This is a genomic window from Streptomyces sp. SAI-127, assembly GCF_029894425.1.
Classification (GTDB): domain Bacteria; phylum Actinomycetota; class Actinomycetes; order Streptomycetales; family Streptomycetaceae; genus Streptomyces.
Map to the genome: position 1 here is coordinate 2,653,313 of NZ_JARXYJ010000001.1, position 23,267 is coordinate 2,676,579.

General features: G+C 70.7%; 20 protein-coding genes and 1 pseudogene. 13 read left to right on the forward strand and 8 right to left on the reverse strand.

Annotated elements, in window-relative coordinates; translation table 11 throughout:
* Positions 1-7 precede the first annotated feature (7 nt).
* The 3 genes from M2157_RS12285 to M2157_RS12295 are packed head-to-tail and all read left to right on the forward strand — an operon-like array spanning position 8 to position 1,371.
* Positions 8-430 (forward strand): roadblock/LC7 domain-containing protein, encoded by a 423-nt coding sequence (locus M2157_RS12285; RefSeq protein WP_030313681.1) that lies wholly within the window; start codon positions 8-10, stop codon positions 428-430.
* A gap of 1 nt (position 431) precedes the next feature.
* Positions 432-791, forward strand: coding sequence for a DUF742 domain-containing protein (locus M2157_RS12290; RefSeq protein WP_280861862.1), 360 nt, complete (start codon positions 432-434; stop codon positions 789-791).
* Entirely contained in the window at positions 778-1,371 is a 594-nt protein-coding gene (locus M2157_RS12295; RefSeq protein ID WP_280861863.1) for an ATP/GTP-binding protein, read from the forward strand. Before M2157_RS12290 ends, M2157_RS12295 begins: the two co-directional genes overlap by 14 nt.
* A 7-nt stretch (positions 1,372-1,378) precedes the next feature.
* Here M2157_RS12295 and M2157_RS12300 read toward each other — a convergent pair.
* Together M2157_RS12300 and M2157_RS12305 are read right to left on the reverse strand one after the other, a co-directional pair.
* A pseudogene (locus M2157_RS12300) lies at positions 1,379-2,889 on the reverse strand (M81 family metallopeptidase).
* Between the two features lie 52 nt (positions 2,890-2,941).
* Positions 2,942-4,135, reverse strand: coding sequence for an ROK family transcriptional regulator (locus M2157_RS12305; protein WP_280861865.1), 1,194 nt, complete (start codon positions 4,133-4,135; stop codon positions 2,942-2,944).
* Between the two features lie 180 nt (positions 4,136-4,315).
* Here M2157_RS12305 and M2157_RS12310 point away from each other — a divergent pair, with 180 nt between their 5' ends.
* Genes M2157_RS12310 through M2157_RS12330 form a run of 5 tightly spaced genes read left to right on the forward strand, consistent with a single transcriptional unit; the run spans position 4,316 to position 10,440 of the window.
* Entirely contained in the window at positions 4,316-6,064 is a 1,749-nt protein-coding gene (locus M2157_RS12310; protein ID WP_280861866.1) for a peptide ABC transporter substrate-binding protein, read from the forward strand.
* Positions 6,064-7,023 (forward strand): ABC transporter permease, encoded by a 960-nt coding sequence (locus tag M2157_RS12315; protein WP_280861867.1) that lies wholly within the window; start codon positions 6,064-6,066, stop codon positions 7,021-7,023. The genes M2157_RS12310 and M2157_RS12315 overlap by 1 nt, the downstream gene beginning before the upstream one ends.
* A complete protein-coding gene (locus M2157_RS12320; RefSeq protein WP_280861868.1) occupies positions 7,020-7,928 on the forward strand; it encodes an ABC transporter permease in 909 nt (302 codons plus the stop codon). The genes M2157_RS12315 and M2157_RS12320 overlap by 4 nt, the downstream gene beginning before the upstream one ends.
* Positions 7,925-9,544 (forward strand): ABC transporter ATP-binding protein, encoded by a 1,620-nt coding sequence (locus tag M2157_RS12325; protein ID WP_280865265.1) that lies wholly within the window; start codon positions 7,925-7,927, stop codon positions 9,542-9,544. The genes M2157_RS12320 and M2157_RS12325 overlap by 4 nt, the downstream gene beginning before the upstream one ends.
* A complete protein-coding gene (locus M2157_RS12330) occupies positions 9,541-10,440 on the forward strand; it encodes an ROK family protein (protein ID WP_280861870.1) in 900 nt (299 codons plus the stop codon). The genes M2157_RS12325 and M2157_RS12330 overlap by 4 nt, the downstream gene beginning before the upstream one ends.
* A 229-nt stretch (positions 10,441-10,669) precedes the next feature.
* Here M2157_RS12330 and M2157_RS12335 read toward each other — a convergent pair whose 3' ends face one another.
* On the reverse strand, positions 10,670-11,638 hold the full coding sequence (locus M2157_RS12335; protein WP_266509446.1) for an ABC transporter substrate-binding protein: 969 nt from the start codon (positions 11,636-11,638) through the stop codon (positions 10,670-10,672).
* A 365-nt stretch (positions 11,639-12,003) separates the two neighbouring features.
* On the opposite strand from M2157_RS12335, the gene M2157_RS12340 reads away from it, so the two are divergent.
* From M2157_RS12340 to M2157_RS12355, 4 genes are read left to right on the forward strand one after another with little or no spacing between them, the layout of a single operon-like run.
* The gene (locus M2157_RS12340; RefSeq protein ID WP_280865266.1) at positions 12,004-14,811 is read left to right on the forward strand and encodes an ATP-binding protein; all 2,808 of its coding nucleotides are present in this window, start codon (positions 12,004-12,006) and stop codon (positions 14,809-14,811) included.
* Positions 14,808-15,284, forward strand: coding sequence for a roadblock/LC7 domain-containing protein (locus tag M2157_RS12345; protein WP_280861873.1), 477 nt, complete (start codon positions 14,808-14,810; stop codon positions 15,282-15,284). The genes M2157_RS12340 and M2157_RS12345 overlap by 4 nt, the downstream gene beginning before the upstream one ends.
* 19 nt (positions 15,285-15,303) lie before the next feature.
* Positions 15,304-15,720: a DUF742 domain-containing protein gene (locus M2157_RS12350; protein ID WP_266558023.1), complete on the forward strand. Its 417-nt coding sequence runs from the start codon at positions 15,304-15,306 to the stop codon at positions 15,718-15,720.
* The gene (locus tag M2157_RS12355; protein ID WP_266558025.1) at positions 15,707-16,309 is read left to right on the forward strand and encodes an ATP/GTP-binding protein; all 603 of its coding nucleotides are present in this window, start codon (positions 15,707-15,709) and stop codon (positions 16,307-16,309) included. The genes M2157_RS12350 and M2157_RS12355 overlap by 14 nt, the downstream gene beginning before the upstream one ends.
* Before the next feature lie 36 nt (positions 16,310-16,345).
* On the opposite strand, the gene M2157_RS12360 is transcribed toward M2157_RS12355, so the two are convergent.
* The 4 genes from M2157_RS12360 to M2157_RS12375 form a co-directional block, all read right to left on the reverse strand.
* A complete protein-coding gene (locus tag M2157_RS12360) occupies positions 16,346-17,014 on the reverse strand; it encodes an ABC transporter permease (protein WP_280845273.1) in 669 nt (222 codons plus the stop codon).
* Entirely contained in the window at positions 17,011-17,700 is a 690-nt protein-coding gene (locus tag M2157_RS12365) for an ABC transporter permease subunit (protein WP_266509434.1), read from the reverse strand. Before M2157_RS12365 ends, M2157_RS12360 begins: the two co-directional genes overlap by 4 nt.
* Positions 17,700-18,842, reverse strand: a complete 1,143-nt coding sequence (locus tag M2157_RS12370; protein ID WP_280861874.1) for an ABC transporter ATP-binding protein — start codon at positions 18,840-18,842, stop codon at positions 17,700-17,702. Before M2157_RS12370 ends, M2157_RS12365 begins: the two co-directional genes overlap by 1 nt.
* A gap of 144 nt (positions 18,843-18,986) precedes the next feature.
* Positions 18,987-21,656, reverse strand: coding sequence for an ATP/GTP-binding protein (locus M2157_RS12375; protein ID WP_280865267.1), 2,670 nt, complete (start codon positions 21,654-21,656; stop codon positions 18,987-18,989).
* Positions 21,657-22,042: 386 nt separating this feature from the next.
* On the opposite strand from M2157_RS12375, the gene M2157_RS12380 reads away from it, so the two are divergent.
* The gene (locus M2157_RS12380) at positions 22,043-22,342 is read left to right on the forward strand and encodes a hypothetical protein (RefSeq protein ID WP_280865268.1); all 300 of its coding nucleotides are present in this window, start codon (positions 22,043-22,045) and stop codon (positions 22,340-22,342) included.
* Here the strand turns inward: M2157_RS12380 and M2157_RS12385 are convergent.
* On the reverse strand, positions 22,335-23,132 hold the full coding sequence (locus M2157_RS12385; RefSeq protein ID WP_280861877.1) for a zeta toxin family protein: 798 nt from the start codon (positions 23,130-23,132) through the stop codon (positions 22,335-22,337). The genes M2157_RS12380 and M2157_RS12385 overlap by 8 nt on opposite strands.
* Positions 23,133-23,267: the final 135 nt, after the last annotated feature.

Consider the following 23,267-nt stretch of genomic DNA (forward strand, 5'->3'; position numbering starts at 1 on the left):
ACACGCCATGACACGCCCCACCCCCGCCACGCACACCCAGCTGGACCAGCTGCTCACCGGACTCGTGGAGCGGGTCGCCGACGTGACGCAGGCTGTCGTGCTCTCGGAGGACGGGCTGGTCGTCAGCAAGTCCACCGGGTTCCTGCGCGACGACGCCGAGCGGCTGGCGGCGACCGCGTCCGGTCTGATGAGCCTGAGCAAGGGCGTCAGCATGGACTTCCGGGGCGGCCCGGTGCGCCAGGCGCTCATCGAGATGGCCAACAGTTTCCTGATCCTCACCTCCGCGGGGCCCGGCGCCCACCTCGTCGTGCTCACCGGGCCGAACGCCGACGTCGGCGTCGTGGCGTACCAGATGAACATGCTGGTGAAGAAGATCGGCGAGCACCTCAGCGCGGCACCACGGGCCGGCATCGGCCCCACCGGCGGGTGAGGTGACCGACAGCGACGCGGCGGCCAGGCTGGTGCGACCGTTCGCCCTGACCGGCGGAAGGACGCGGCCCAGCCGTGCCGATTTCACCCTCATCACCACGGTGACCGCGGTGGACCCGCCACCGGAACTCGCCCCCCGCCCGCAGGCCGAGCAGACCCGCATCCTGCGCCGGTGCGCCCGCCCGCTCGCCGTGGCGGAGCTGGCCGCGCTGCTCGACCTCCCGGTCAGCGTGGTCGTGATCATGCTCTGCGATCTGCTGGAGGCGGGTCTCATCACCGCGCACCCGCCGCGTCCCGTCTCGCCTCGCACCCCGGACCTGGACCTGTTGCAGAAAGTGAGGGAAGGCCTTGGCCGGCTCTGACCCGCTCGCCACCGAGACAGCCGGTGGTCCCACCGCACCCGACACCGTCAAGATCCTCATCGCCGGGGGCTTCGGGGTCGGCAAGACCACGATGGTCGGGTCGGTCAGCGAGATCACCCCGCTGCGCACGGAAGAACCCCTCACCGTCGCGGGCCTCGGCGTCGACGACCTCGCCGGGATCGAGCAGAAGCGGGCCACCACCGTGGCCATGGACTTCGGCCGGATCACCATCAGCGACGAACTCGTGCTCTACCTCTTCGGCACCCCGGGCCAGCAGCGGTTCTGGTTCATGTGGAACGACCTCGCCGTCGGCGCCCTGGGCGCGGTCGTCCTCATCGACGTCCGGCGCCCGGAGTCGAGCTTCGCCGCCGTGGACTTCTTCGAACGCCGGCGCATCCCCTTCGTCGTCGCCGTGAACGGCTTCGAGGGCCGGCACCCGTACCCGGCCGAGGACATCAGGGAGTCCCTCGCCCTCCCGGAGGGCGTTCCGGTGGTGCTGTGCGACGCACGGCGACGCGAGTCGTCCCGGGACGTGCTGATCGCCCTTCTGGACCTGCTGATCGCCGCGGCGGTCGACTAGCGGCAGCTCACTCGTCCGGCCCGGTCAACTCCTCGTCCGAGGACGGGACCAGCCGGGCCCTGAGGTCCGGGTCGGGCATCTCGCGGTCGAAGGGGAACATCGGCCGGCGGATGCGCCGGTGGCCGAGGCGCGGCAGGTCCTGGTCGACGCCGCCCGGGGTGAGGGCCATCTTCCAGTCGGCGGCCATCGCGAACAGCTCGGGCTCCAGATACCCGATCTTGACGAGGACGAGGTCCGCCTCGCGCGGCGCCAACTCCAGGTTGGTGAAGTCGTGTTCACAGTGGTACGGCTTTCTCAGGCGCGGGTCAGGATCACGTACACGCTTCCCACCCGCAGCACCGCCTCGGTCACCGCGTGCTGGTCACCGTGCCGGATCGCGTGGACCACACCGGTCAGCGTGAGCGGGCCCGCGTGACGGTCGTCGACCTCGGCACCCGCACTCACGGTGACCGTGGCACCGACGCCGGCCTGTACGGCCGTGTCGACGGCGGCCGGGCCCGGGAGCGAGGCGTAGATGACCACCGGGCCCGAGGGGTCCTGGAACTCCGGGCGGGACAGCACCTGTTGGAGGCCCCAGGTGACATCACCGGCGCCGCCCGCGGTCGGGTTGTCGCCGGTGTCGCTGATGAAGTACGGCCGCTTCCGCGAGGCCAGCGCCGCGTCCAGGCACTCCTCGAGCGTGCCGGTCGGCGCGACGAAGTCGAAGTCGTGGCGGGCCTTCCAGAAGCCGTGGGCGAGCCGTTCGGCACCGGTCGTCACCGCGTCCGCGGAAGAGCCCGTGACGACGACCGCGGCCCGGTTGCGGGGCTCGTCCGCCCACGCGTAGCCGACCCAGATCGCCGCGTCCGTCACTCCGTCGGTCGCCTCCACCTCCGCCACGGCGGCGTAGACGCTCTTCGCCGGCTCGATCCGGGTGGAGGTCTGCTCGCCGGCCAGGAGCACGGGGACCGGGATCCAGGCCTTGACCGGGCGGGGGGCGCCGCTCGTGAGGTGGTTCAGGAGGTTGCGGGCGGCCCGCTCCTTCGTCTCCATCGCGTCCTCGTGCGGGGCCATGCGGTAACAGGTGATCAGGTCCGTGCGGTGGGCGAGTTCCCGCGAGACGTTGCCGTGCAGGTCCATGGAGGCGGAGATGATCGTGCCGGGGCCGGTGATCTCCCTTATGCGGTGCAGGAGTTCGGCTTCGGCGTCGTCCACGCCCTCCACGGTCATCGCGCCGTGGATGTCGTACCAGAGGCCGTCGACGGGGCCCAACGCCCGGAGACGGTCGAGTAGTTCACGGGTCAGTTCGGCGTAGGCGGCCGCCGTCACCGTACCGCCGGGCAGTGCCTTGCCGACGAGGGTGCCTCGCCAGTCTGCGGCCTCGCGCAACGGCTGACCCGAGGCCAGGAAGGGGTAGCGGGTGAGGACGTCCGCACCGCGCAGGGGGTGGAAGGCGGGGGCCTCGGTGCGGGCTGGGGAGAAGGTCGAGGATTCGATGCCGAGGCCTGCGATGGCGATTACGGGGAGGGATGAAGGCACGGTTGCTCCAGGTCCGTTGTTGTCTGCGAGTTCGTCGTGGCCGGTCGCACCCCTACAAGCCTCCGGTGACCGTCTGCATCGCCTGCGCCAGCGCCCGCTGCAGCGCGAACTGGCCCGCCCCCGCCAACCCGGCGTCGGCGCCCAACGACGTCCGCTCGATCACCAGATGCTGTGTCACCAGCGGATGGCAGCCCTCGTACAGCTGGCTTCGCACCGCCGCGACGAACGGCTCCAGGGTGGAGAGGATGCCGCCCAGGTACACGGCGTCGGGGTTGAAGAAGTTGACGTTGGCGGCGAGGACCTGGCCGAGGTAGCGGCCGGCCTGGCGGACCGCGCGGGTCGCTTCGGGGTCGGCGTCGAGGGCGAGGCGTACGACGTCCTCGGTGCTCGCCACCGGCAGGCCCCGTTCCCGCAGGATCCTGACCAGCGCCGCGCCCGAGGCGACCGTCTCCAGGCAGCCCGTGTTGCCGCAGGAGCACGGGGTGTCCTGGGCGGCCTCGACGCGGACGTGGGTGATCTCCCCGGCCCCTCCGGTCGCGCCCCGGTACAGCCGCCCGTCGGCGATGACGCCCGCCCCGATCCCGGATCCCACCTTCACCATGATCGACTGCCGGTGCTCGACGGGCCGGACACTGTGCTCGCCCACGGCCATGCAGTTGGCGTCGTTCTCGACGGCCACCGGGACGGCGAAGCGCTCCTCGAACCAGTCCCGTACGGGGAAGCGGTTCCAGCCGGGCATGCGCGCCGGAAGGGTGACGAGGCCCGGCTCGACGTCGACCGGGCCCGGCAGGCACAGACCGACTCCCCGCAGCTGCTCCCGGCCGTGCCGGTCGATCAGCGTCTGGAGCGTGTCCGCCAGGCCGGGCAGCGCGGCCTCGGGCCCGTCCGCCGTGGCGAACGGCACGGTCGACACGTCGGTGAGACCGCCCCCGGGGTGCACGACCCCGACATGCGCGTGCTTTCCGCCGAGGTCGGCCGCGACCGCGTATCCGTCGCTGCCGCCGAGCCGCAGCACCTTGCGCGGCCGCCCGCCGGTGGAGGACCGGGTGCCCTCCTCGGCCACCAGACCGTGCGCCAGCAGCTGGCCGACCGCGAAGGACACGGTCGAGGGCGCGGCGCCGAGCAGTGCGGACAGTTCCGTACGGGTCGACGCCTGACCGGAGGCGAGGAGTTCGAGGACACCCTCGGCGAGCGAGGAGAAGCCGGAGCCGTGCCGTCGATGCGGTGGCGGACTTTTTTCAAGCATGGTCGAAGTTACTCCCGAATTCGACGGCCCAGGCGTCGAGCGTAGGCCCGAAAACCCTCTCCGCGCTTTTTCCAGAACAGCAGAAACAGGCTTTTTACAGCGGCACGCCTATTTCTTCCAACAGAGAGGGCGTTCACTTGCCCCACCCCGCTTCCACCTCCCTGGTCCCAGGAGCACGCCATGCCCCCTGCCCGCACGAGACTCCTCGCCGGTGCCGCCGCCCTCAGCGCGGGCACCCTGCTGCTCACCGCCTGTTCGGGGTCGAGCGGCTCGTCGTCGTCCTCCTCGCACGACGCGATCAACTACGCGCTGCCCGCGAACTTCACCCCGAACTGGATCCTGCCGATCGGCACCGCGGCGCACCTCAACACCAACAACATCTCCATCGCGAACACGCTGTGGGAGCCGCTCATCGCCTACGACGGCTCGACCGGCAAGATCGGCTGGAACAAGGCCGGTTCGGTCGCCACGGACGCCAAGTTCGCCGCGGACAACAAGAGCGTGACGATCACCCTGGGCGACCGGCACTGGAGCGACGGGAAGCCGATCACCTCGGCGGACGTGAAGTTCTGGTTCGACCTCATCAAGGCCAACAAGAGCGAGTGGGCGGGCTACAACCCCGGCAAGGCGCCGGACAACTGGACGTCCTTCAGGACGGTCGACGCCCGCCACTTCACGATCACTTTCGACAAGACCTACAACCCGCAGTGGATGCTCGCCAACGAGCTGAACTCCATCACCCCGCTCCCGCAGCACGCCTGGGCCGGCGGCCGGGATGCCAAGCAGGCCTGGACGTACCTCAACGACGCGGCGAAGAACATCTCCGGGTACGCCTCGAACCCGCTGTGGAAGACCATCAGCGGCCCCTACTCCGTCAAGTCCTTCTCCACGGCCGGCAAGGTGGTCCTCACCGCCAACAAGAAGTACGACGGCGGCGAGAAGGCGAACATCCCCACGGTGAACCTGCTCCCCTTCACCACCGCCGACGCCGAGAAGAACGCCCTGCGCTCGGGCAGCGTCGACTACGGCTACATCGAGGCGACCGACCTCGACCAGAAGGCCAGCTTCACCGCGCAGGGCTTCAAGGTGGAGCCGTGGTCGGGCTGGGCGATCACCTACATGCCGTACAACTTCAACAACCCGGCGATGGGCGCCGTGTTCAAGCAGCTCTACGCCCGTCAGGCCATCCAGCACTCCATCGACCAGGCGAGTCTCGCAAAGGTCGTCCTCAACGGGACGGCGGTACCCGGCTACGGCCCCATCCCGCAGGGACAGGCCTCGGACTTCCTGTCGCCGGTGCAGAAGGACAACCCGTACCCGTTCTCGAACGACACCGCCAAGTCCCTGCTGACCAGCCACGGTTGGACCGAGCAGGGCGGGGTCATGACCTGCTCCGAGCCCGCGAAGTGCGGTGAGGGCGTCGCCAAGGGCACGAAGTTCGAGATGCAGGTGCTCTCGCAGTCCGGCTCCGCGGTCACCGACAACATGATGAGCGCGATCCAGTCCTCCCTCGCGAAGACCGGCATCAAGTTCTCCATCAAGACCGCTCCGGTCAACTCGGTGCTCTCCCAGACCCCGCAGTGCACCTCGGGGCAGTCGATCTGCAAGTGGCAGCTGAGTTTCTTCGGCACGGCGGGCAGCTGGTACTTCAACGCCTTCCCGACCGGTGACTCGCTGTTCCAGACCGGCGGCGGTTCCAACTTCGGCAGCTACTCGAACCCGGACGTCGACAAGCTCATCTCCGCCTCCACTACGTCCAGTTCGAACCAGGCCATCCAGGACTACAGCGCGGCCCTCGCGAAGGACCTGCCCGTGATCTGGCTGCCCGAGCCGGACTACCAGATCTCCGTCGTCAAGAACGGGCTCGGCGGCTTCTCCCAGGACTCGCTGGCCAACTTCCACCCGGCGCAGTGGAAGTGGATCGGCTAGTGGACACGGCCCTCTATCTCGTCCGCCGGCTTCTTCAGGCCCTCGCCGTGATCCTGATCGTCACGATCGTGGTCTTCTGCCTGCTGCACGCGCTTCCCGGGGGTCCCGCGCGCGGGATCCTCGGGCCGCAGGCGACGGCCGGGCAGATCGCCGCGTTCAACCACGAGCAGGGGCTCGACCGTTCCCTGCCCGTGCAGTACGTGCTGTATCTGCGCGAGTTGGTGCAGGGGGATCTCGGAACGTCGTACACGCTGAACGAAGCGGTCTCCCGGCTGATCGAGCAACGGTTGCCGAAAACGCTGGTGTTGACCGTGCTGTCCGCGACGGTCGGGCTGGTGCTGGCCGTGCCGTTGGGAATGTGGCAGGCCGTGCGGCGGAACAGGCCGACCGACTATGTCATCACCACGCTGAGCTTCGTCGCGTATTCGACGCCGGTGTATTTCCTTGGACTGCTGCTGATTCTGCTGTTCACGCAGACGCTTCGGTGGTTTCCGTCGCAGGCGCCTCAAGGGGACACGCTGGGGCAGGTGCTGGCGGATCCTGCGGCGCTGGTGCTGCCCGTGGTCACCGGGGCCGCGTCCATGGTTGCCGTGTTCAGCCGCTACATGCGGGGCGCGACGCTGGAGAACCTCTCCGAGGACTATGTGCGGACCGCTCGGGCGGGAGGCGCGGGGCAGTACGCCGTGCTCTTCCGGCACGTCTTCCGTAACTCGCTGACGCCGGTGGTGGCGATGCTCGGGTACTACGTGCCGGTGCTGTTCGGGGGTGCGCTGGTGGTGGAGCAGCTCTTCAACTACCCGGGGATGGGGCTGCTGTTCTGGTCCGCCGCGCAGTCGTCCGACTATCCGGTGCTGCTCGGGTGCGTGCTCGTCATTTCGGTCGCGACCGTCGTGGGGACCCTGCTCGCGGATGTCGTGCAGCGGGTCGTGGATCCTCGGGTGAAGGAGGCGCGGGCATGAGCGGTCGTGTCGAAACCGTCCGCCGGTGGGGGCTTGTCGCGCCCCGCGGCGGAGCCGCACATGGACGCAGCCCCGCGCCCCTGAAGGCGCGCTTCGCGCGCAACCGGCTCGCGGTGGCCGGACTCGCGGTCGTCATCCTCTTCCTGGCCTTCTGCTTCATCGGGCCCCTCGTGTACTCCACCGATCAGACCCACACCGACCTCACCCAGGTCAACCTGACGCCGAGTTCAGCCCATTGGCTCGGTACCGATGCCGTCGGACACGACCAGCTCGGGCGGCTCATGTACGGCGGGCAGGTGTCTCTGCTCGTCGGGCTGGCGGCCGGGGTGCTCGCGACCGTCATCGGGACGCTGTGGGGTGCGGTCGCGGGGTATGCGGGCGGCTGGGTGGACGCCGTGATGATGCGGGTCGTCGACGCGGGCATCGCCATCCCCGCGCTGTTCATCCTGCTGGTCGTGTCCGCCATCACCAGTCCCGGCACGCTCGGGCTGATCGTCGTACTCGGGCTGGTCTCCTGGCTCGTGCCGTCCCGGCTGGTGCGCGCCGAGACGCTCACGCTGAAGAACCGGGACTACGTACTGACCCTGCGGGCGACCGGCGGGACGCACGGGCGGGCCATCCGCCGGCACATCCTGCCGAACTCGGTGTCCACGATCGTCGTCGCGGCCACCTTCCAAATAGCCGACGCGATCCTGCTCATCGCCTATGTGTCGTATCTCGGGCTCGGTGTGCAGCCGCCGAAGACCGACTGGGGCGGCATGCTGTCGGCCGGGCTGACGGCCGCGTACTCGGGGCGCTGGTGGCTGATCGTTCCGCCGGGCCTCGCGATCATCCTCGTCGTGTGCGCGTTCAACGCGATCGGTGACGGGCTGCGGGACGCCTTCGACGTGAGGGGACGCGCGTGAACATCCTGACCATCGAGGACCTCGGGGTGACCTTCTCCACGGAGACGGGTGACGTACCCGCCGTCCGTGGCGTGTCGCTGCACGTCCGGCCGGGCGAGACACTCGCCCTCGTCGGCGAGTCCGGGTCCGGGAAGTCGACGGTGGCGCTCGCCGCGATGGGGCTGCTGCCGGGCAACGCGCGCGCCTCGGGGCGGGTCGCGGTCGACGGTACGGAGATCGTCGGGGCCTCGGAGGCCTCGCTCGCCCGGCTGCGGGGGCGCACCGCCTCCATGGTGTTCCAGGAACCGGCCAGCGCCCTCGATCCGCTGACCCGGGTCGGCGCCCAGATCGCGGAAGTCGTACGGAACCACCGGGACGTCCCCCGGTCGGAAGCCGCCCGTGAGGCGGTCGAGCTCCTGCGCCGCGTCGGGATTCCCGAGCCGGAGCGGCGGGCCTCGGCGTTCCCGTTCCAGCTGTCGGGCGGGCAGCGGCAGCGGGTCGTCATCGCCATGGCGATCGCCAACTCGCCCGGTCTGCTGATCGCGGACGAGCCGACCACCGCGCTCGACGTCACCGTGCAGGCCGAGATCCTGGACCTGCTACGGCGGTTGGCGGCCGACTCGGGCACCGGCGTACTGCTGGTCACGCACAACATGGGCGTGGTCGCGGACTTCGCGGACCGGGTCGCCGTGATGCTGCGGGGCGAGGTCGTGGAGACGGGACCCGTGGAGGACGTGCTGTTGCGGCCCGAGCACGAGTACACGCGGGGGCTGCTGGCGGCGGTGCCGCGGCTGAGGTTCAGCGGTGACGACGCACCCCCGGCCGAGGAGCCCCCGGTGGTGCGACTCCGTGACGTGTCCGTGCGGTTCGGGCGGGTCCAGGCCCTCGACGGCGTCTTTCTCGACGTCCGTCCCGGAGAAACCGTCGGGCTCGTGGGCGAGTCCGGGTCGGGCAAGTCGACCGCGGCCAGGGTCGCACTCGGGCTCGTCGCGCCCGCCGCCGGCTCGGTGTCCCTGTTCGGGACCGACCTGGGCAGGGCCCGGGGCCGGAAGCGGCGGGCGCTCCTGTCCGGTGTGGGTGTGGTGCTCCAGGACCCGGTGGCCTCGCTGGACGCGCGGATGAGTGTGGCCGAGTGCGTGGCAGAGCCCCTCAGGGTGCACCGCAGGGGGATGTCGGGGGCCGAGCGGCGGGACCGGGTCGCGGAGGTGCTCGAACTCGTACGGCTGCCCAGGGAGTTGGCCGGGCGGGGGCCGCGTGAGCTGTCCGGTGGTCAGCGGCAGCGGGTGAGTCTCGCCCGGGCGCTGGTCCTCGAACCCCGGCTGCTGGTCGCGGACGAGCCGACGAGCGCGCTGGACGTGAGCGTGCAGCGGACCGTGCTGGAGGTGATCGCCGAGTTGCAGCGGGAGTTGGGGTTCGCCTGTCTCTTCGTCTCCCACGACCTGGCTGTCGTGCAGGAGTTCGCGCAGCGGGTCGTCGTCATGCGGGACGGGCGGGTCGAGGAGCAGGGGCCGACCATGTCGACGCTGCTGCGCCCGGAGACCGAGTACACCCGGCGGCTCATCGCGGCCGTACCCGTGCCGGATCCGGTCGTGCAGCGGCGGCGGCGCGCCGAGCAGCGGGCCGGGGTCACCGCGTGAAGGCGGTCGCGGGTGTCGACATCGGCGGTACGAGCACACAAGTGGCCCTGTTCGACGCTGACTTGACGCTCGTCGACCGACTGGAGGTGCCCACGCCCGCGGCTGCCGGCGGGGGCGCGATGGCCGGTGCCGCGCTGGACGCCGTACGCCTGCTTCTCGACCGTACGGACGCACGGCTGCTGGGTGTCGGGGTCGGGGCGGCGGGTGTGGTGGACGCGCGGGAGGGGCGGATCCTGGTAGCCAGCGATTCCTTCCGGAACTGGGCCGGGTTCGGGGTGACGGCGGCGTTCGAGGAGGCGCTCGGTGTGCCGGCGTTCCTCGACAACGACGTCAACGCGTTCCTGCGCGGCGAGGCGACGGCCGGGGCGGTGGCGGGCGAGCCCGATGTGCTCGGGATGACCCTCGGCACCGGGGTCGGCGGGGCGCTGTGGCTGGACGGCGCGCTCTACGGCGGGCCGCACGGCGCGGCGGGCGAGATCGGGCACATCCCGGGCTTCGGCGACCTGCCGTGCACATGCGGCGGGCGCGGCCATCTGGAGACACTGGCGTCGGGGCGGGCGATCGCGGCGCGGTACGGGAAGCGGACCGGGCGGGAACTCAGCGCGCGCGAAGTGGCGGAGGCCTCCGACCCGGACGCGCTCGCCGTGTACGAGGACGCGGGCACCGCCGTCGCTCGCGCGCTCCTCGTCACGGCGGGCCTGCTGGATGTCACCACCGTCGTGATCGGCGGGGGCGTCAGCCGCGCCTGGACGCTCCTCGAAGCGTCGATCCTGCGGGCCCTGGCCACCGAACCGCCGGTCAGCGGGCATCCGGTACGGGTGCTGCCCTCACTGCTCCGCGGGGACGCGGTGGCGGTGGGCGCCGCGGCCCGGGTCCGGGCGGAACTCGGAGTCTGACCTGCGAACCGGCCGGAGGTTGGTGCGGTCACGACGTCGGGGTGGGCGCCGGGGCCGCCGGACAGCGGCCGGTTGCCGCGGGCGGTGCGCGTCGCTCGGACCCGGCGGGGTGGGAGCCTGGCCCCGGCGTCGCCCGCGCCGGTGTGGAGCATGGCCGATCGGGACCGGCGCGGGCCCCCTATGGGGAGGCCTTCCCCCAGGGGCCTCCCGCGCCGGCCGTCGACCGAGGTCAGCCCAGGCCGTTCGTCTTCAGCCACGCCTTCGCCACGTCCAGCGGGTCCTTGTTGTCCAGCTGGACCTGGGAGTCCATGTCGAGGAGCGCCTTGGTGTCCAGCTTGGCCGAGACCGCGTTGAGCGCGGCGACACCCTCCTGGGTGAGACCGGACTTGTAGACCAGCGGAGTCACGTTCGCGAAGCCGAAGAGGTTCTTCGGGTCCTGGAGGACGACGAACTTCTCCTTGGTGATGGTCGGGTCGGTCGTGAAGATGTCCGCGGCCTGCACGGTGTTCTTCTTCAGCGCCGCCTGGGTCAGCGGACCGCCCGCGTCGAGCGCCTTGAAGGACTTGAACTTCAGGCCGTACTGGGACTCCAGGCCCAGCAGACCCTGCTGCCGGGTCTGGAACTCCGGCGAACCGCCGATGACCAGGTCCGGGGCGATGTCCTTGAGGTCGGCGAGTGTGGATTCGGTGGTCAGGTTGTACTTCTTCGCGGTGTCCGCGTTGACCGTGACCGAGTCCTTGTCCTCCGCCGGCGCCGAGTCCAGCAGCGTCAGCTTCGAGTCGAGCTTGGCCTTGGCCGCGGCGTCCACGGCCTCGGCCGACTCCTGCTTGGCGTCCTTGTCCAGGTAGGCGAGCAGCGAGCCGTTGTACTCGGGCAGGACGGTGATGGAGCCGTTCTTCAGCAGGCCGTAAGTGGTCTCGCGGCTGCCGATGTTGGGCTTGTAGGTGACCTTGATGCCCTTGGCCTTCAGGGCTTCACCGTAGATGTCGGCGAGCAGGATGCTCTCGGCGAAGTTGTTGGAGCCGACGACGACGGTGTCGCCGCTGCCGGCCTTGCCCGTGTCCTCGCTCAGCGGGTCGGAGGTGTCGTCGGAGGACCCGCATCCCGCCAGCAGGACCGTGGCGGCGGCGGCGAGCGCGACAGCGGCCACGCCGGGGTTCTTCCTGATGGACCTGCGGTGTGCGGCGGTAGAAGTCACGATTCCCGTTCCGGAACTCAGGGGATGCCAGGTGGTTCAAGGACGTGCAAGGGGGGAAGCCCTCGCACTGATCCAATCCAGCCTGTTCTCGGTCAGTCAAGACCAGCCTGGTCACGATTGGCGCCAACCCATGATCGGTTGTGAAGGAAGAGCGAAACCGGCACGCTGGGTGCGCCGCGGGTTGTAACGGATTCTTGACTCAGGGCGGCGGCAAGCGCTGTCCGAAGAGGCTGTAGTCTCGCCGAAGTTGGCGCCGGTCACACAGGCGTGCAGGAGCCACTCAGGTGTCCTATGCACCGTCCCGTAGCGATCAGTATCGGTCATGTGCGTTCTCGCGCCGCCGAGACATCCACGAAGGAGGGCTGGTGTCCACGAACGAGGTGGGCGCGTCCACCGGGTCGGCACCGTCGCCGTCCCCGGGCGGCACCCGTGGCAGCGGTGTACGGGGCATACGGGACTTCGCCGAGCGCTGGCCGTTCCGGCGCAAGCTGAACATCCTGGTGGGTGTGCCTCTCGCGGTCGTCGCCGTGCTGCTGACCTATCTCTTCGCCGACCAGGTCGGCCAGTCCCAGGACGCGTCGGACGCGGCGCAGTTGGTGCGGGACAGTGCCGAGGTGGCCAAGCTCGTCGGGCAGTTGGAGGCCGAGCACCAGCAGGCCGTCCTGCTCTCCGTGCGCCACCAGGCCACCTGGGACGGCGCCACCCCCTCGCAGTCCGCCTACCGCGAGGCCCAGATCCGCGTGGACAACCAGGTCGAGAAGGTCCACGCGACCTTCGGCGGCCGGCTGCCGGACGAGGAGGCCCAGGCCCTGCTCGAGGTCAACGGCCTGGAGGACCTGCGCAACACCATCGAGAAGTCCTATCTGCCGGCCGACAACATCGACCCGGCCTACAGCGACGCCGCCAAGGGCCTGATCGACGGTCTCGGGCTCGACCGCAACCCTGCCCTCGCCGCCACCTTCACCGGCAACCTGCTCGACTCGCTGCTGCGCGCCGACGCCGCCCACGGCGCCTTCGAGACCGGTGTGTTCTCCGCGACGACCGGCGACTCCAACGCCCTCATCGAGCTGATCGGCGCGATCGGCTCCTACGACGAGTACACCCACCAGGTCGAGCGCTTCGGCCGGTTCGCCACGGCGGAGCAGGCCGAGGAACTCGGCGACATCGAGCACAACAGCGCCCAGGCGACGATCGCCCGGCAGTACGCCGAGCTGCAGATCGACCCTGGCGCGCTCCAGGCGGGGACCCCGTCCGAGATCAAGGACGCCTTCCAGACGGCGCTCGACTCCTACCCGGACTACCGCGCCCAGGCCCGGACCCGGCTGAAGACCACCACCTCGCTCATCGACCAGATCGCCGACCGCGCCGACACCGCCTCCCGGGACGCGCGCTCGAACGCCGCCTGGCTGCTCGGTTCGGCCCTCCTCGGCTTCGTGCTGTGGCTCGCCTTCTCGGTCGCCGTACGACGCTCCGTGGTGCGCCCCGTGCAGGCACTCACCGGTGCCGCCAAGCAGGTCGCCGAGGTGGCGGGCCGTGAGCTCGCCCGCGTGGCCGACGACGACACCGAGGACACCGGGACGCCGCGGCTCCAGGAGATGCCGGTCACCGCGAAGGACGAGATCGGTGATCTCGCCGATGTGTTCAACCAGGTGCAGACCACCGCGGTCGCGCTCCTGGAACGCCAGGTGCTCAGCCGCCGCAACGTCGCCGAGATGTTCGGCAACGTGGGCCGCCGGGTCAGCAACCTGACCACCCGGCAGCTGGCCCTGATCGACGCGGTCGAGCGCGGCGAGACCGACCCGGCACTCCTGGAACGCCTCTACAGCATCGACCACATCGCGGTCCGTCTGCGCCGCAACGCCGACAGCCTGATGCTGCTCGCCGGCATCCGCGAGACCGTCCTCGACTCCGGACCGCTCGCCCTCACCAACGTCGTCCGCGCCGCGCTCGGCCAGATCGAGGGCTTCCAGCGGGTCTCCCTCCAGGTCGGCACGGAGGTCATGGTCGAGCCCGACATCATCGGCGACCTCACGCTGATGGTGGCCGAACTCGTCGAGAACGCCGTGTCCTTCTCGCCCGCCGGCAGCCCCGTCGAGGTGATCGTCAAGGACAGTCACGAGGGTGCGCTGGTCGTCATCTCCGACCACGGTCTCGGCATGAGCGCCGAGCGCCTGGAGGAGGAGAACGCCCGCCTCATCCGCCGCGAACGCCTCGACCTCGTCCCGACGAAGGTGCTCGGCCTGTTCGTGGTCGGCACGCTGGCGCGCCGCTGGGAGGTGGGCGTCAGCCTCACCCGCACCCCCGGCGGCGGCGTCACGGCCGAGGTGACGATCCCGTCGTCCCTGCTGCTGACGATGAGCCCCCTGGCGGTTGCCTCTGCCTCCGGCGGTTCCGCGGCGGAGGCACGTACGGCACCGTCGGCGGGCGCGTCCGCCACCACCAACGGAACGCTCCCGGGCTCGACCGCGGCCGCCGGAGGCCACGCCGGCGCCACCCCGCACACGGCGGCGGACTCTCCTACGGCCCCGATCACTGGCACGCGGCCTGCCACCACCGGAACACTCCCGGACTCGGCCGCGGAGCCGGCGCAGGACCCCCGTACGGCCTCGTCCGCGGGTCCGGTACCGGCGGCGCGGGCGGAAGCCACCGTGGACGGGACCGCGGGCGCCGGTTCCGGTCGGGGTGCCGCGAGGCCCGCCGAAGCCGGCGTCCGAGGAGCCGGCCCCGGCGCATCGAACGGGTCCCCCACCTCCGACACCGGCGAGCCCGCCCCGCTCCCCCGCCGTATCCCCCACCGCGACGCCCCCTCCGACACAACCCCGTTCATCCCGTCGGCCCGTACCGGCGAGGCGGCACCCGCCGAGATGACCGGGAACGGCGACGGCGACGGCGGCGACGGCGTGCGTCCCCTGCGTCGCCGCGTCCGTGGCGCCACGCTGCGCACCACCCTCGGTGCCGACGCCGAGCCCAAGGCGGCCCCGCCCCGGCCCGCGGACCCAGAGGCCGTGCGTGAGGCGCTCGACGAGTTCGAGGCGGCCGTGGAGCGCGCCCACCGGGACAGCGAGACCGGCAACCACACCAGACCGGTGTTCGAGGACGACGTGGAAACCCACAAGACCGCATCCAACCCCCCGCACGAACAGAACCACTCCCCGGAAGGAGCGGAGCAGTGAGCACGTCCACAGGTGACACGCCTACGGAAGGCACCACGCCCGCCGACCTGCAGGCCGCCGCAGCCGACTTCACCTGGCTGCTGAACCGTTTCGCGACGGAGACGGCGGGCGTCGTCGACGCCATCGCCGTGTCCTCGGACGGGCTGCTCATCGCGGTGTCGGAACTGCGCGAGCACGCGGATTCCGAGCGCCTCGCCGCGATCGTCTCCGGCATCACGAGCCTGGCCGCCGGTGCCTCCGGCAACTACGGCCTCGGCGGCCTCAACAAGGTCATCATCGACCTCGAGGGCGGCCATGTCCTGGTCTCCGCGATCGGCAGCGGCGCCGTGCTCGGCGTCGTCACCGACAAGGAGGCCAAGCTCGGCAACATCGCGTACGAGATGACGCTGTTCGCGAACCGGGCCGGCAGCGCGCTCAGCCCCCAGCTCGTGCTCGAACTGAAGAACAGCGTCGGCACCGTGTCGAAGCGCTGACCGAGGAGGAAGCGCAGTCATGGCGGACGGCAGCACGCCTCCGAGCTCGGAGCCGGGCGGTCCCGTGCCCGCCGTACGGCCGTTCCTCGTCACCGCCGGCCGGGTGGCACCCGATCCGTCCGGCCGGACGATGCCCGTCGAGACCCAGGTGGTGGCCACCGCCGAGGGACTCGCCGTGCTCGACCGGCTCGCCTTCGAACAGCACGACATCGTCGCCGCGTGCCGGATACCGCAGTCCATCGCGGAGATCGCGGCCCGGCTGCGGCTGCACCTGAACGTGGTCCGGATCCTCGCCGAGGACCTGCGCACGGCGGGGCAGCTGACGGTGCACGTGCCCGACACCGACGTCACCCACGACGCCTCCGTCCTGCGCAGGCTCATCGACGGCCTGCGCGCCATCCCCGACTCCCGAGGGGTACTCCGTGACACCGACTGAACCGGCCACCCGGCCCTCGGCCGCGCCCTCCGCCGCCGTACGACCGCCGCTGCCGGTCAAAATGGTGATCGCGGGTGGCTTCGGGGTGGGCAAGACCACCGCGGTCGGCTCGATCTCCGAGATCGAGCCGCTGACCACCGAGGCCGCCATCACCGAGGTCGCCGCGGGCGTGGACGACCTCAGCCACACCCCGCGCAAGACCACGACCACGGTCGCGATGGACTTCGGCTGCATCACCGTCGACCCGACCCTGAAGCTGTACCTGTTCGGCACGCCGGGGCAGGAGCGCTTCGGCTTCATGTGGGACGACATCGTCGAGGGCGCGCTCGGCGGCCTGGTCATCGTCGACACCCGCCGCCTCGACGACTGCTACGCCGCGGTCGACTACTTCGAGCACCGGCAGATCCCGTTCGCGGTCGCCGTCAACGCCTTCGACGGCAGGGTCGAGCACACCCTGGACGAGGTCCGCTGGGCCCTGGACGTCAACGACCGCGTCCCGGTGATCGTCTTCGACGCGAGGGAGCGCGGTTCGGTCCGCGACGCGCTGCTGGTCGTCCTGGAACAGGCGTTGGCGCGCACGGAGGCTTGACGGGGCCGGGGGAATCGGAACTCCCCCGGCCTTCGCCTAGTTGCTCCTGAGCACCCCGCGCGAGACCGTGAGCCGGGTGATCCCCCAGAACAGCGCCAGCGTCGCCAGCGCCATCAGGGCGACCAGTGCGGCGCCGCCCACGACCTTCTCGTAGTTGCGCTGGTAGAGCCCGTCCACGATGTACCGCCCGAGCCCTCCGAGAGACACGTACGCGGCGATCGTGGCCGTCGACACGATCTGGATGGCCGCCGACCGCAGTCCGCCGAGAATCAGCGGAAGGGCGACCGGAAGCTCGACCCGGAAAAGCACCTCCACCTCGTGCATACCCATCCCCCGGGCCGCGTCCACCGGGGCGGGGTCGACCGACCGCATCGCCTCGTAGGTGGTGACCAGGATCGGCGGCACGGCGAGCACGACCAGCGGGATCATCACGTTGATCAGCCCGAACCCGAGCGACAGGGTCATCAGCACCAGCAGACCGAAGGTGGGCAGGGCCCGCCCGGCGACGGCGATGAAGGCCAGCGCGTTGCCGCCCCGCCCGTAGTGCCCGGTGACGAGCCCCACCGGCAGTCCGATCGCCGCGGCGATGGCGAGGGCCTCCAGGGTGTACTGGACGTGCTCCCCCAGCCTCGTGGGAATCCCGTCGTAGCCCTGCCAGTGTGCGCTGTCGCTGAAGAACGCGTTGATGAAGTTGAGGATGTTCACCGGGCGGCGACCTCCGGTTCGGGCCGGTCCGTGCGCCGCGCACGCGCGCCGCTCGGCATCCACGGCGTCAGAAGCAGTCGTACGACGACCAGCAGCCCGTCGGCGAGGATCGCGAGGACCGCCATGGTCAGCACGGCGTTCACGGCGAGTTCGGGCCGGTTGTAGATGTTCGCGTCGTTGATGAGGTTGCCGAGCGCCCCCTGGTTGCCGATGAGCGCGCCGACACTGACGAGGGAGATGCTGGACACGGTCGCCACCCGCAGCCCCGCGATGATGGCGGGCACGGCGATCGGCAACTGGACCTGGATGTAACGGCGTACGGGTCCGAAGCCCATGGCCGTCGCGGCGGCGATGGTCTCCTGCGGCACCGAACGGACGCCGTCGACGATCGCCGGAACCAGGATGACGAGTGTGTAGACGGTGAGCGGGATCATCACCGTGAGCTCGGTCTGTCCGGTGTAGTCGATGAGGACCACGAAGAAGGCCAGCGACGGGATGGCGTACAGCACGGTCGTCACCCACAGCACCGGCGGGTACAGCCACCGGAAGCGCACGCACAGCTGGGCGAGCGGCAGGGAGATCAGCAGACCGGCGAGGACCGGCAGCCCGGCCTCCCGGACGTGCAGGCCGACGAGACCGAGCCAGCTGTGCTGGAGGTCGCTGGGGATGTCGAAGAAGCCGTCCATCAGCCGACCTTGGAGTCCGGGACGGGGGCGTCCGCACGGCCCTGCGCGTGCGCCCCGCGGATCGCCTCGCCGATGGCCTGCTGGGAGACCACTCCGGCCACCCGGCCCTCGGCGTCGACACCGACGGCCCACCCGGTGGGTGAGAGCACGGCACAGTCCAGCGCGGCCCGCAGCGAGTCCGTACCGGCGACGAACGGCCGTCCGTACGGCAGCAGTTGCCCGACGTCGACGCTCCCGGCGGTCAGCTGTCGCGGCTCGCTCCAGCCAAGGGGCTTGCCGTCCACGTCGGTGACGAGGAGATAGGGGGCCTCGGCCGTGTCCCGCGCGGCGATCTGCTCGGCGGTGGCGTCGACCGCGACGACCGGTCCGGTGAGCAGTCGCAGGCCCGCGGAGGGGAAGAAGGAGAGCCGCCGGATGCCGCGGTCGGTGCCGAGGAAGTCCTCGACGAACGCGTCGGCGGGGCTGGAGAGCAGTTCGGCGGGCGGCGCGTACTGGGCGAGCTTGCCGCCAGTGCGCATCACGGCGACCATCGTGCCGATCTTGACGGCCTCGTCGATGTCATGGGTGACGAAGACGATGGTCTTGCCCAACTCCTCCTGGATGCGCAGGAGTTCGTCCTGGAGACCCTTGCGGACGACGGGGTCGACGGCCGAGAACGGCTCGTCCATCAACAGCACCGGCGGATCGGCGGCGAGCGCCCGCGCCACACCGACGCGCTGCTGCTGTCCGCCGGACAGCTGGTAGGGGTACCGCTTGGCGAGCGAGCCGTCGAGCCCGACCCGCTCCATCAGCTCCCGTGCCCGGGCCCGCGCCTTCTCCTTGCCCCAGCCCAGCATCCGGGGCACGGTGGCGATGTTGTCGACGATCGTGCGGTGCTGGAAGAGACCGGCGTTCTGGATGACGTACCCCATGGACCGGCGCAGCGTGTTGACCGGCTGCTGCCGGCTGTCCTTGCCGTCGATCAGGATGGTCCCCTCGCTGGGCTCGACCATCCGGTTGATCATGCGCAGGGTCGTCGTCTTGCCGCAGCCCGAGGGACCGACGAGGACGGTGATCGAACGGTCGGGGATCTCCAACGAGAGCCGGTCGACCGCCACCGTGCCGTCCGGGTACCGCTTGGTGACTGAATCTATCCGTATCAAAGCGCCGAATACCCTTCGGGTCTGGCAGAAGTTGTCCGCATTCGGCCAGTCCGGCAGGCCGTCCGGCAGAGTCTAGACGGCTTGTGTTGCGGACATTCGAACGGTGTCCTGAGCCGCGGACGCCTGTCCCGGCCGCGCCGCTCGTCACGGCGCTCCGCCGTACACCGCGCGCCGGGCGGCGACCAGGGCCTGCCAGCGGGCGCGGGTGGGGCCCGGCCCGTCGAGCCATCGCGCCCGCGGCGGCCCGTCGTCGGGGAGGGGGCGGCCGGACATGAAACACACGATGTCGCCGTAGTAGGCGTAGTCGCCGCCGTGGACCGCCTCCCGCAGACGCGCGAGGCACGCGTCCAGCCGGGCGTGATCGGCGAGGATCGCGTGGTGGAAGCCGAGCGCGAGCTCGACCGCGAGCCGGGCCGCGGTGATCCCGGCGGTGCCCGCCTCGGCGCGCAGGACCTGGGCGCGGCCCTCGAGCTGGGCGGAGGCGGCTCCCGCGTCCCGTACGAGGGCGGCGATGTGCGCGGTGAGGCGGGTGGCCCGCAGGTCCAGGCCCACCAGCAGCTGATGGGCGAGGTCCAGTTCGTCCTGGGCGAGGGCGGGATCGGCGAAGGCCAGCGTGAAGGCCCGCTGCGCCTGGGCGGTGGCGCGTTCGCCGGCGACGGCGTGCTGCTCGGCCTCGTCGCGGGCGGCCCGGTACGCCTCGGCGGCGCGGGCCAGGTCGCCCTGCACCCACCACACGTCGCCGAGGACGCGGTGGTGGCGCCCGGCCCAGCCGAGGGTGCCGGCGGTCCGCAGGGCGGTGGGGAAGTCCCCGGTCAGGCGGGCCAGGTGCGCGAGTCCGCGCCGGGCCGCCGGGGCGAGCCGCCCGCCGCCGTCGGCGACCATGCGCATCCCGTCCCGTGAGTCCTGTGAACGGCCCAGGTCGCGCAGGGCCTTGGCCCGGTAGTAGACCGCCATGTCGCGCAGTTCCGCGGGCAGCAGGCCGGAGTCGACGACGGCGGTGAGCCGGGCGACGGTGTGCTCGCGGTGTTCGTGCTGGCGGCGGGCGAGCGCACTGAGCGTCTCCACCAGGGCGTCGGCCGCGGTGCTCAGCGTGGGCGGGGCGGGCTCGTCCGGGGCGGGCGGGGCGAGCGGCTCCCACACGGAGTCGGCGACATAGCTCCATGCGGCGTCGGCGAGCCAGCCGAGCCCCAGGCCGAAGTCCCGTGCCAGGCGCAGGCCTTGGCGCAGACAGTCGACGAGCAGGCCGCGGCCCGGGGCGGACGCCTCGGCCCAGCGTTCGCCGATCGCCTCGAGGGCCCGCACGGCCGCCTGCGTCCAGTCCCGCTCCGACCAGCGGTCGTCCGCCCGGTCACCGGCCGTACGGATGGTGGAGCGGATCACTCCGTGCAGGTGGTACGGCCAGACAGCGTGCGGATCGAAACGGACGAAGGGCCGCTCGACCATGCGCAGGGCGGCCGACTCGAAGGTCATTCCGGCCGCCCGGGAGGCGAGCGCCACGTCGAAGTTGTCGAGGAGGGAGACGGAGCGCAGGACATGCCGCTCGTCGGGGGTGAGATCGCTGAGTGTCCTGACGATGAGAGCGGGGAAGTCGAGGTCGAGATCGGCCGGCCGCGGGTCGCGCCCGGTACGCCGGATCGCCAGGAACCGCTGGACGGCCAGATCGAGATGGAGCGGCAGTCCGTGGGAGCGCGCGGTGATCACGGCCCGGACGTCCGGTCCCATGACGGGCTCGCCGTTCCGCGTCAGCCGCCGGGCGAGGTAGTCGTCACAGTCCTCTGCGGAGAAGTCCCCGATGAGGATCTGTCGTGCCGGTCCCGGTGCGGTGGCGTCCGCCGTTCCGGCGGGTACGGCGAGGCCGGGCCAGGCCGCGGGACCGGTCCAGTCGAGCTGTCCGTGCAGGGCCTCCTCGGCCCACTGGAGCCGACTGCGTCCGGTGACGACGAAGAAGGCGTTGGGCATGAGCCACACGACCCTCTGCAGCAGCCGTTCCAGATCTCGATGCACGCGGTCGCCGATGTCCTCGAACGTGTCCAGGAGGATCACCGGCACGACGGCCCTGGCCGGGGGCAGACGGGCGAGCTCCCAGGCGAGCAGGTGCGGGTAGTAGGAGAGCGCGTCCAGACCGGGCTCGGCCTCCAGCAGATCGGCCAACCGGGAACAGCCCGCGAGCGCCCGGACCGAGGCCCGGTGGTCCCGCAGCGCCCGCACCAGCGCGCCGGTGATCTGCCCGACCACGGCGCCGACGGTGCCGGGCAGCAGCACGGCCTGGGCGATGTCGGTGAGCGCGGACTGCATCTGCTGCGGTACGGCCCTGCCGAACCGGCGGCCGAGTCCACCGCGCCGTAGGAACTCCTCCAGCGGTTCACCCGGGTGGACGTGGTCCCAGTAGCGGCGCAGCGCGAGGTCGAAGGCGGGCAGCGGCCGGCCCAGTTCGGCGAGGGCGAGCCTCAGGGTGAGGACCACCCGCTCGAAGTCGGTACCGGCCGAACGGGCGAGATCGATCCGGACAGGAAGCACCCGGGCGTTCACCCGGACGGGCGCACCCCATTGGGCCGGCCGTTGGTCGCCGTGGGCCAGCGCCGACTCCACCTTCCTCGACAGCGTGGACTTGCCGATACCGCCGACGCCGTGGAAGACGAGAACGTTGTCACGCGGCGTCTCCAGATCCTCGACGTCGAAGCCGGGCGCGGCGACGGCTCGCGCGTGCTCGGCGAGGGCGGCTACGACCGCCTCCCACTGCTCCTGACGGTCGGTGAAGTGCTCTTCGACCTGGATTCCCCGATCATTCGAACCGAACAGCGCACGAAGATCCAAATCCCGCCCGCCCAACCTGCACCCCCCGGATATACCAGGATTTTATGCGTGGGCAAACCGGGGATCCCATACTGGAATCAGACATTCCAGTACTGCGCTGCGTGTTGGTCATGTCGCAAGAGTGTCACTGGCGACCCAACCACCCTAAGCTGTGGCGCACGGAACGGGGGAAGCGCACAAGCCTCTTCATGCTCCGCTCCCGTACCACAAGACACGGAGAGAAGCCGGTGGGGTTGACCATCAGGGACACGGGTAGACACCCGGGCGAGACCGCCGACAAGAGAAATTCCGCGTGCATTCGTCACCCGTGGAAGACTGCCCTGACGGCCTTGGGAATTCGGACCCCCGAGAAAGCCCGGGCCGAGCAAGGCACCAAGGGACCTGCCGTGTCCGATCCGGAAATCCCGCGGAGAACACCCGCACCGAACTCCTCGTCCCGCACCGATTCCGGCGGATACGCCGTGGCCCTGGAATGCGTACGGCTCGTCATCGCCTGGTACAACAGCGCGATCTACGACGAGGAGCACGCGCCCTCGCCCGACGCCGGCCGTCTGGACAGGCTGATCGCCGAGCGACGGGAGTGCGTGATCGCCCGGAAGTCGCTCGCCCAGGCCGGTCCCGACGAGATCAGAAGCGTGGCACGGAAGTACGGGAAGCGATTCCGGGAGCTGACCGGCGTCAGTTGAGCGACAACGGCATCAGCCGGTCGGCCAACGCGGCGATGTCGTCCCATTCCACGCAGTACTCGGGCAGCGTCCGGTACAACTCTTCCTGGTTCTCGAGAAACACCTCCGCCTCCTCGGGGGTGTAGGGACGCTCCCATTCCTTCCGCAGGGCCTCGACCGCACCCTCGCCCAGGCTGCCCGCGGCGTCGCGCTCACTGTGGTGGAGCACGGTGCCGTCGCGGCGCACGACCTGCACGGAGTGGACCGCGGACTCCCGCTCGACCGCCGCGAGGACCTCGGCCAGGGCCTGGAAGCACACGTCGTGCCCGGCGACCGAGGTGAACCGGGCCCACGGACTGGTCAGCGCCCGGGCGTACCGCAGGCTGATGCCCTGTCGGCTGTCCGCCTTGCGCACGGCCAGCACGACGAGTTCGACGCGATAGCCCACGGCCCGGTACAGGGCGACGTCGTCGAGGAGTTTCCCGTCCGGGCCGGGGCTGAGCTCGATCACCACATCACCGCGCAGGTCACGTACCAGGCTCTCCATCCGCCGCTGCCACTCCTGATAGACGGGGCGGATCCTTTCTCCGGCGGTGCGCGGGTCGGCCGCGAGGAGTTCCAGATACCGGGGATGGGCGATCTTGAAGTCGTCCCCACAGATGCGCGTCGCCTCGCGACCGGAAAACACCAGGGCCGGGTTGTCGGTCTTTCCTGCGCCGGGCTGGGCCGCGACACACACGAGGCGCGGGTCGTCCCGGCGCACAACGGGCTCGTAGTCGGGCCTGATGCGCTTCTCGAAAATCGTCTCCATGTCGTCCGGCGACAAGGCAACAAGAACGCGCGAACAGCTAATACAGGGACAACCCCGCTCGCGCGGAGATGGACCGACCCGACGAACGATGATGTGCAAGGGGGCCTCGTTCTGTGAAACTTGTTTCCCGCGGTT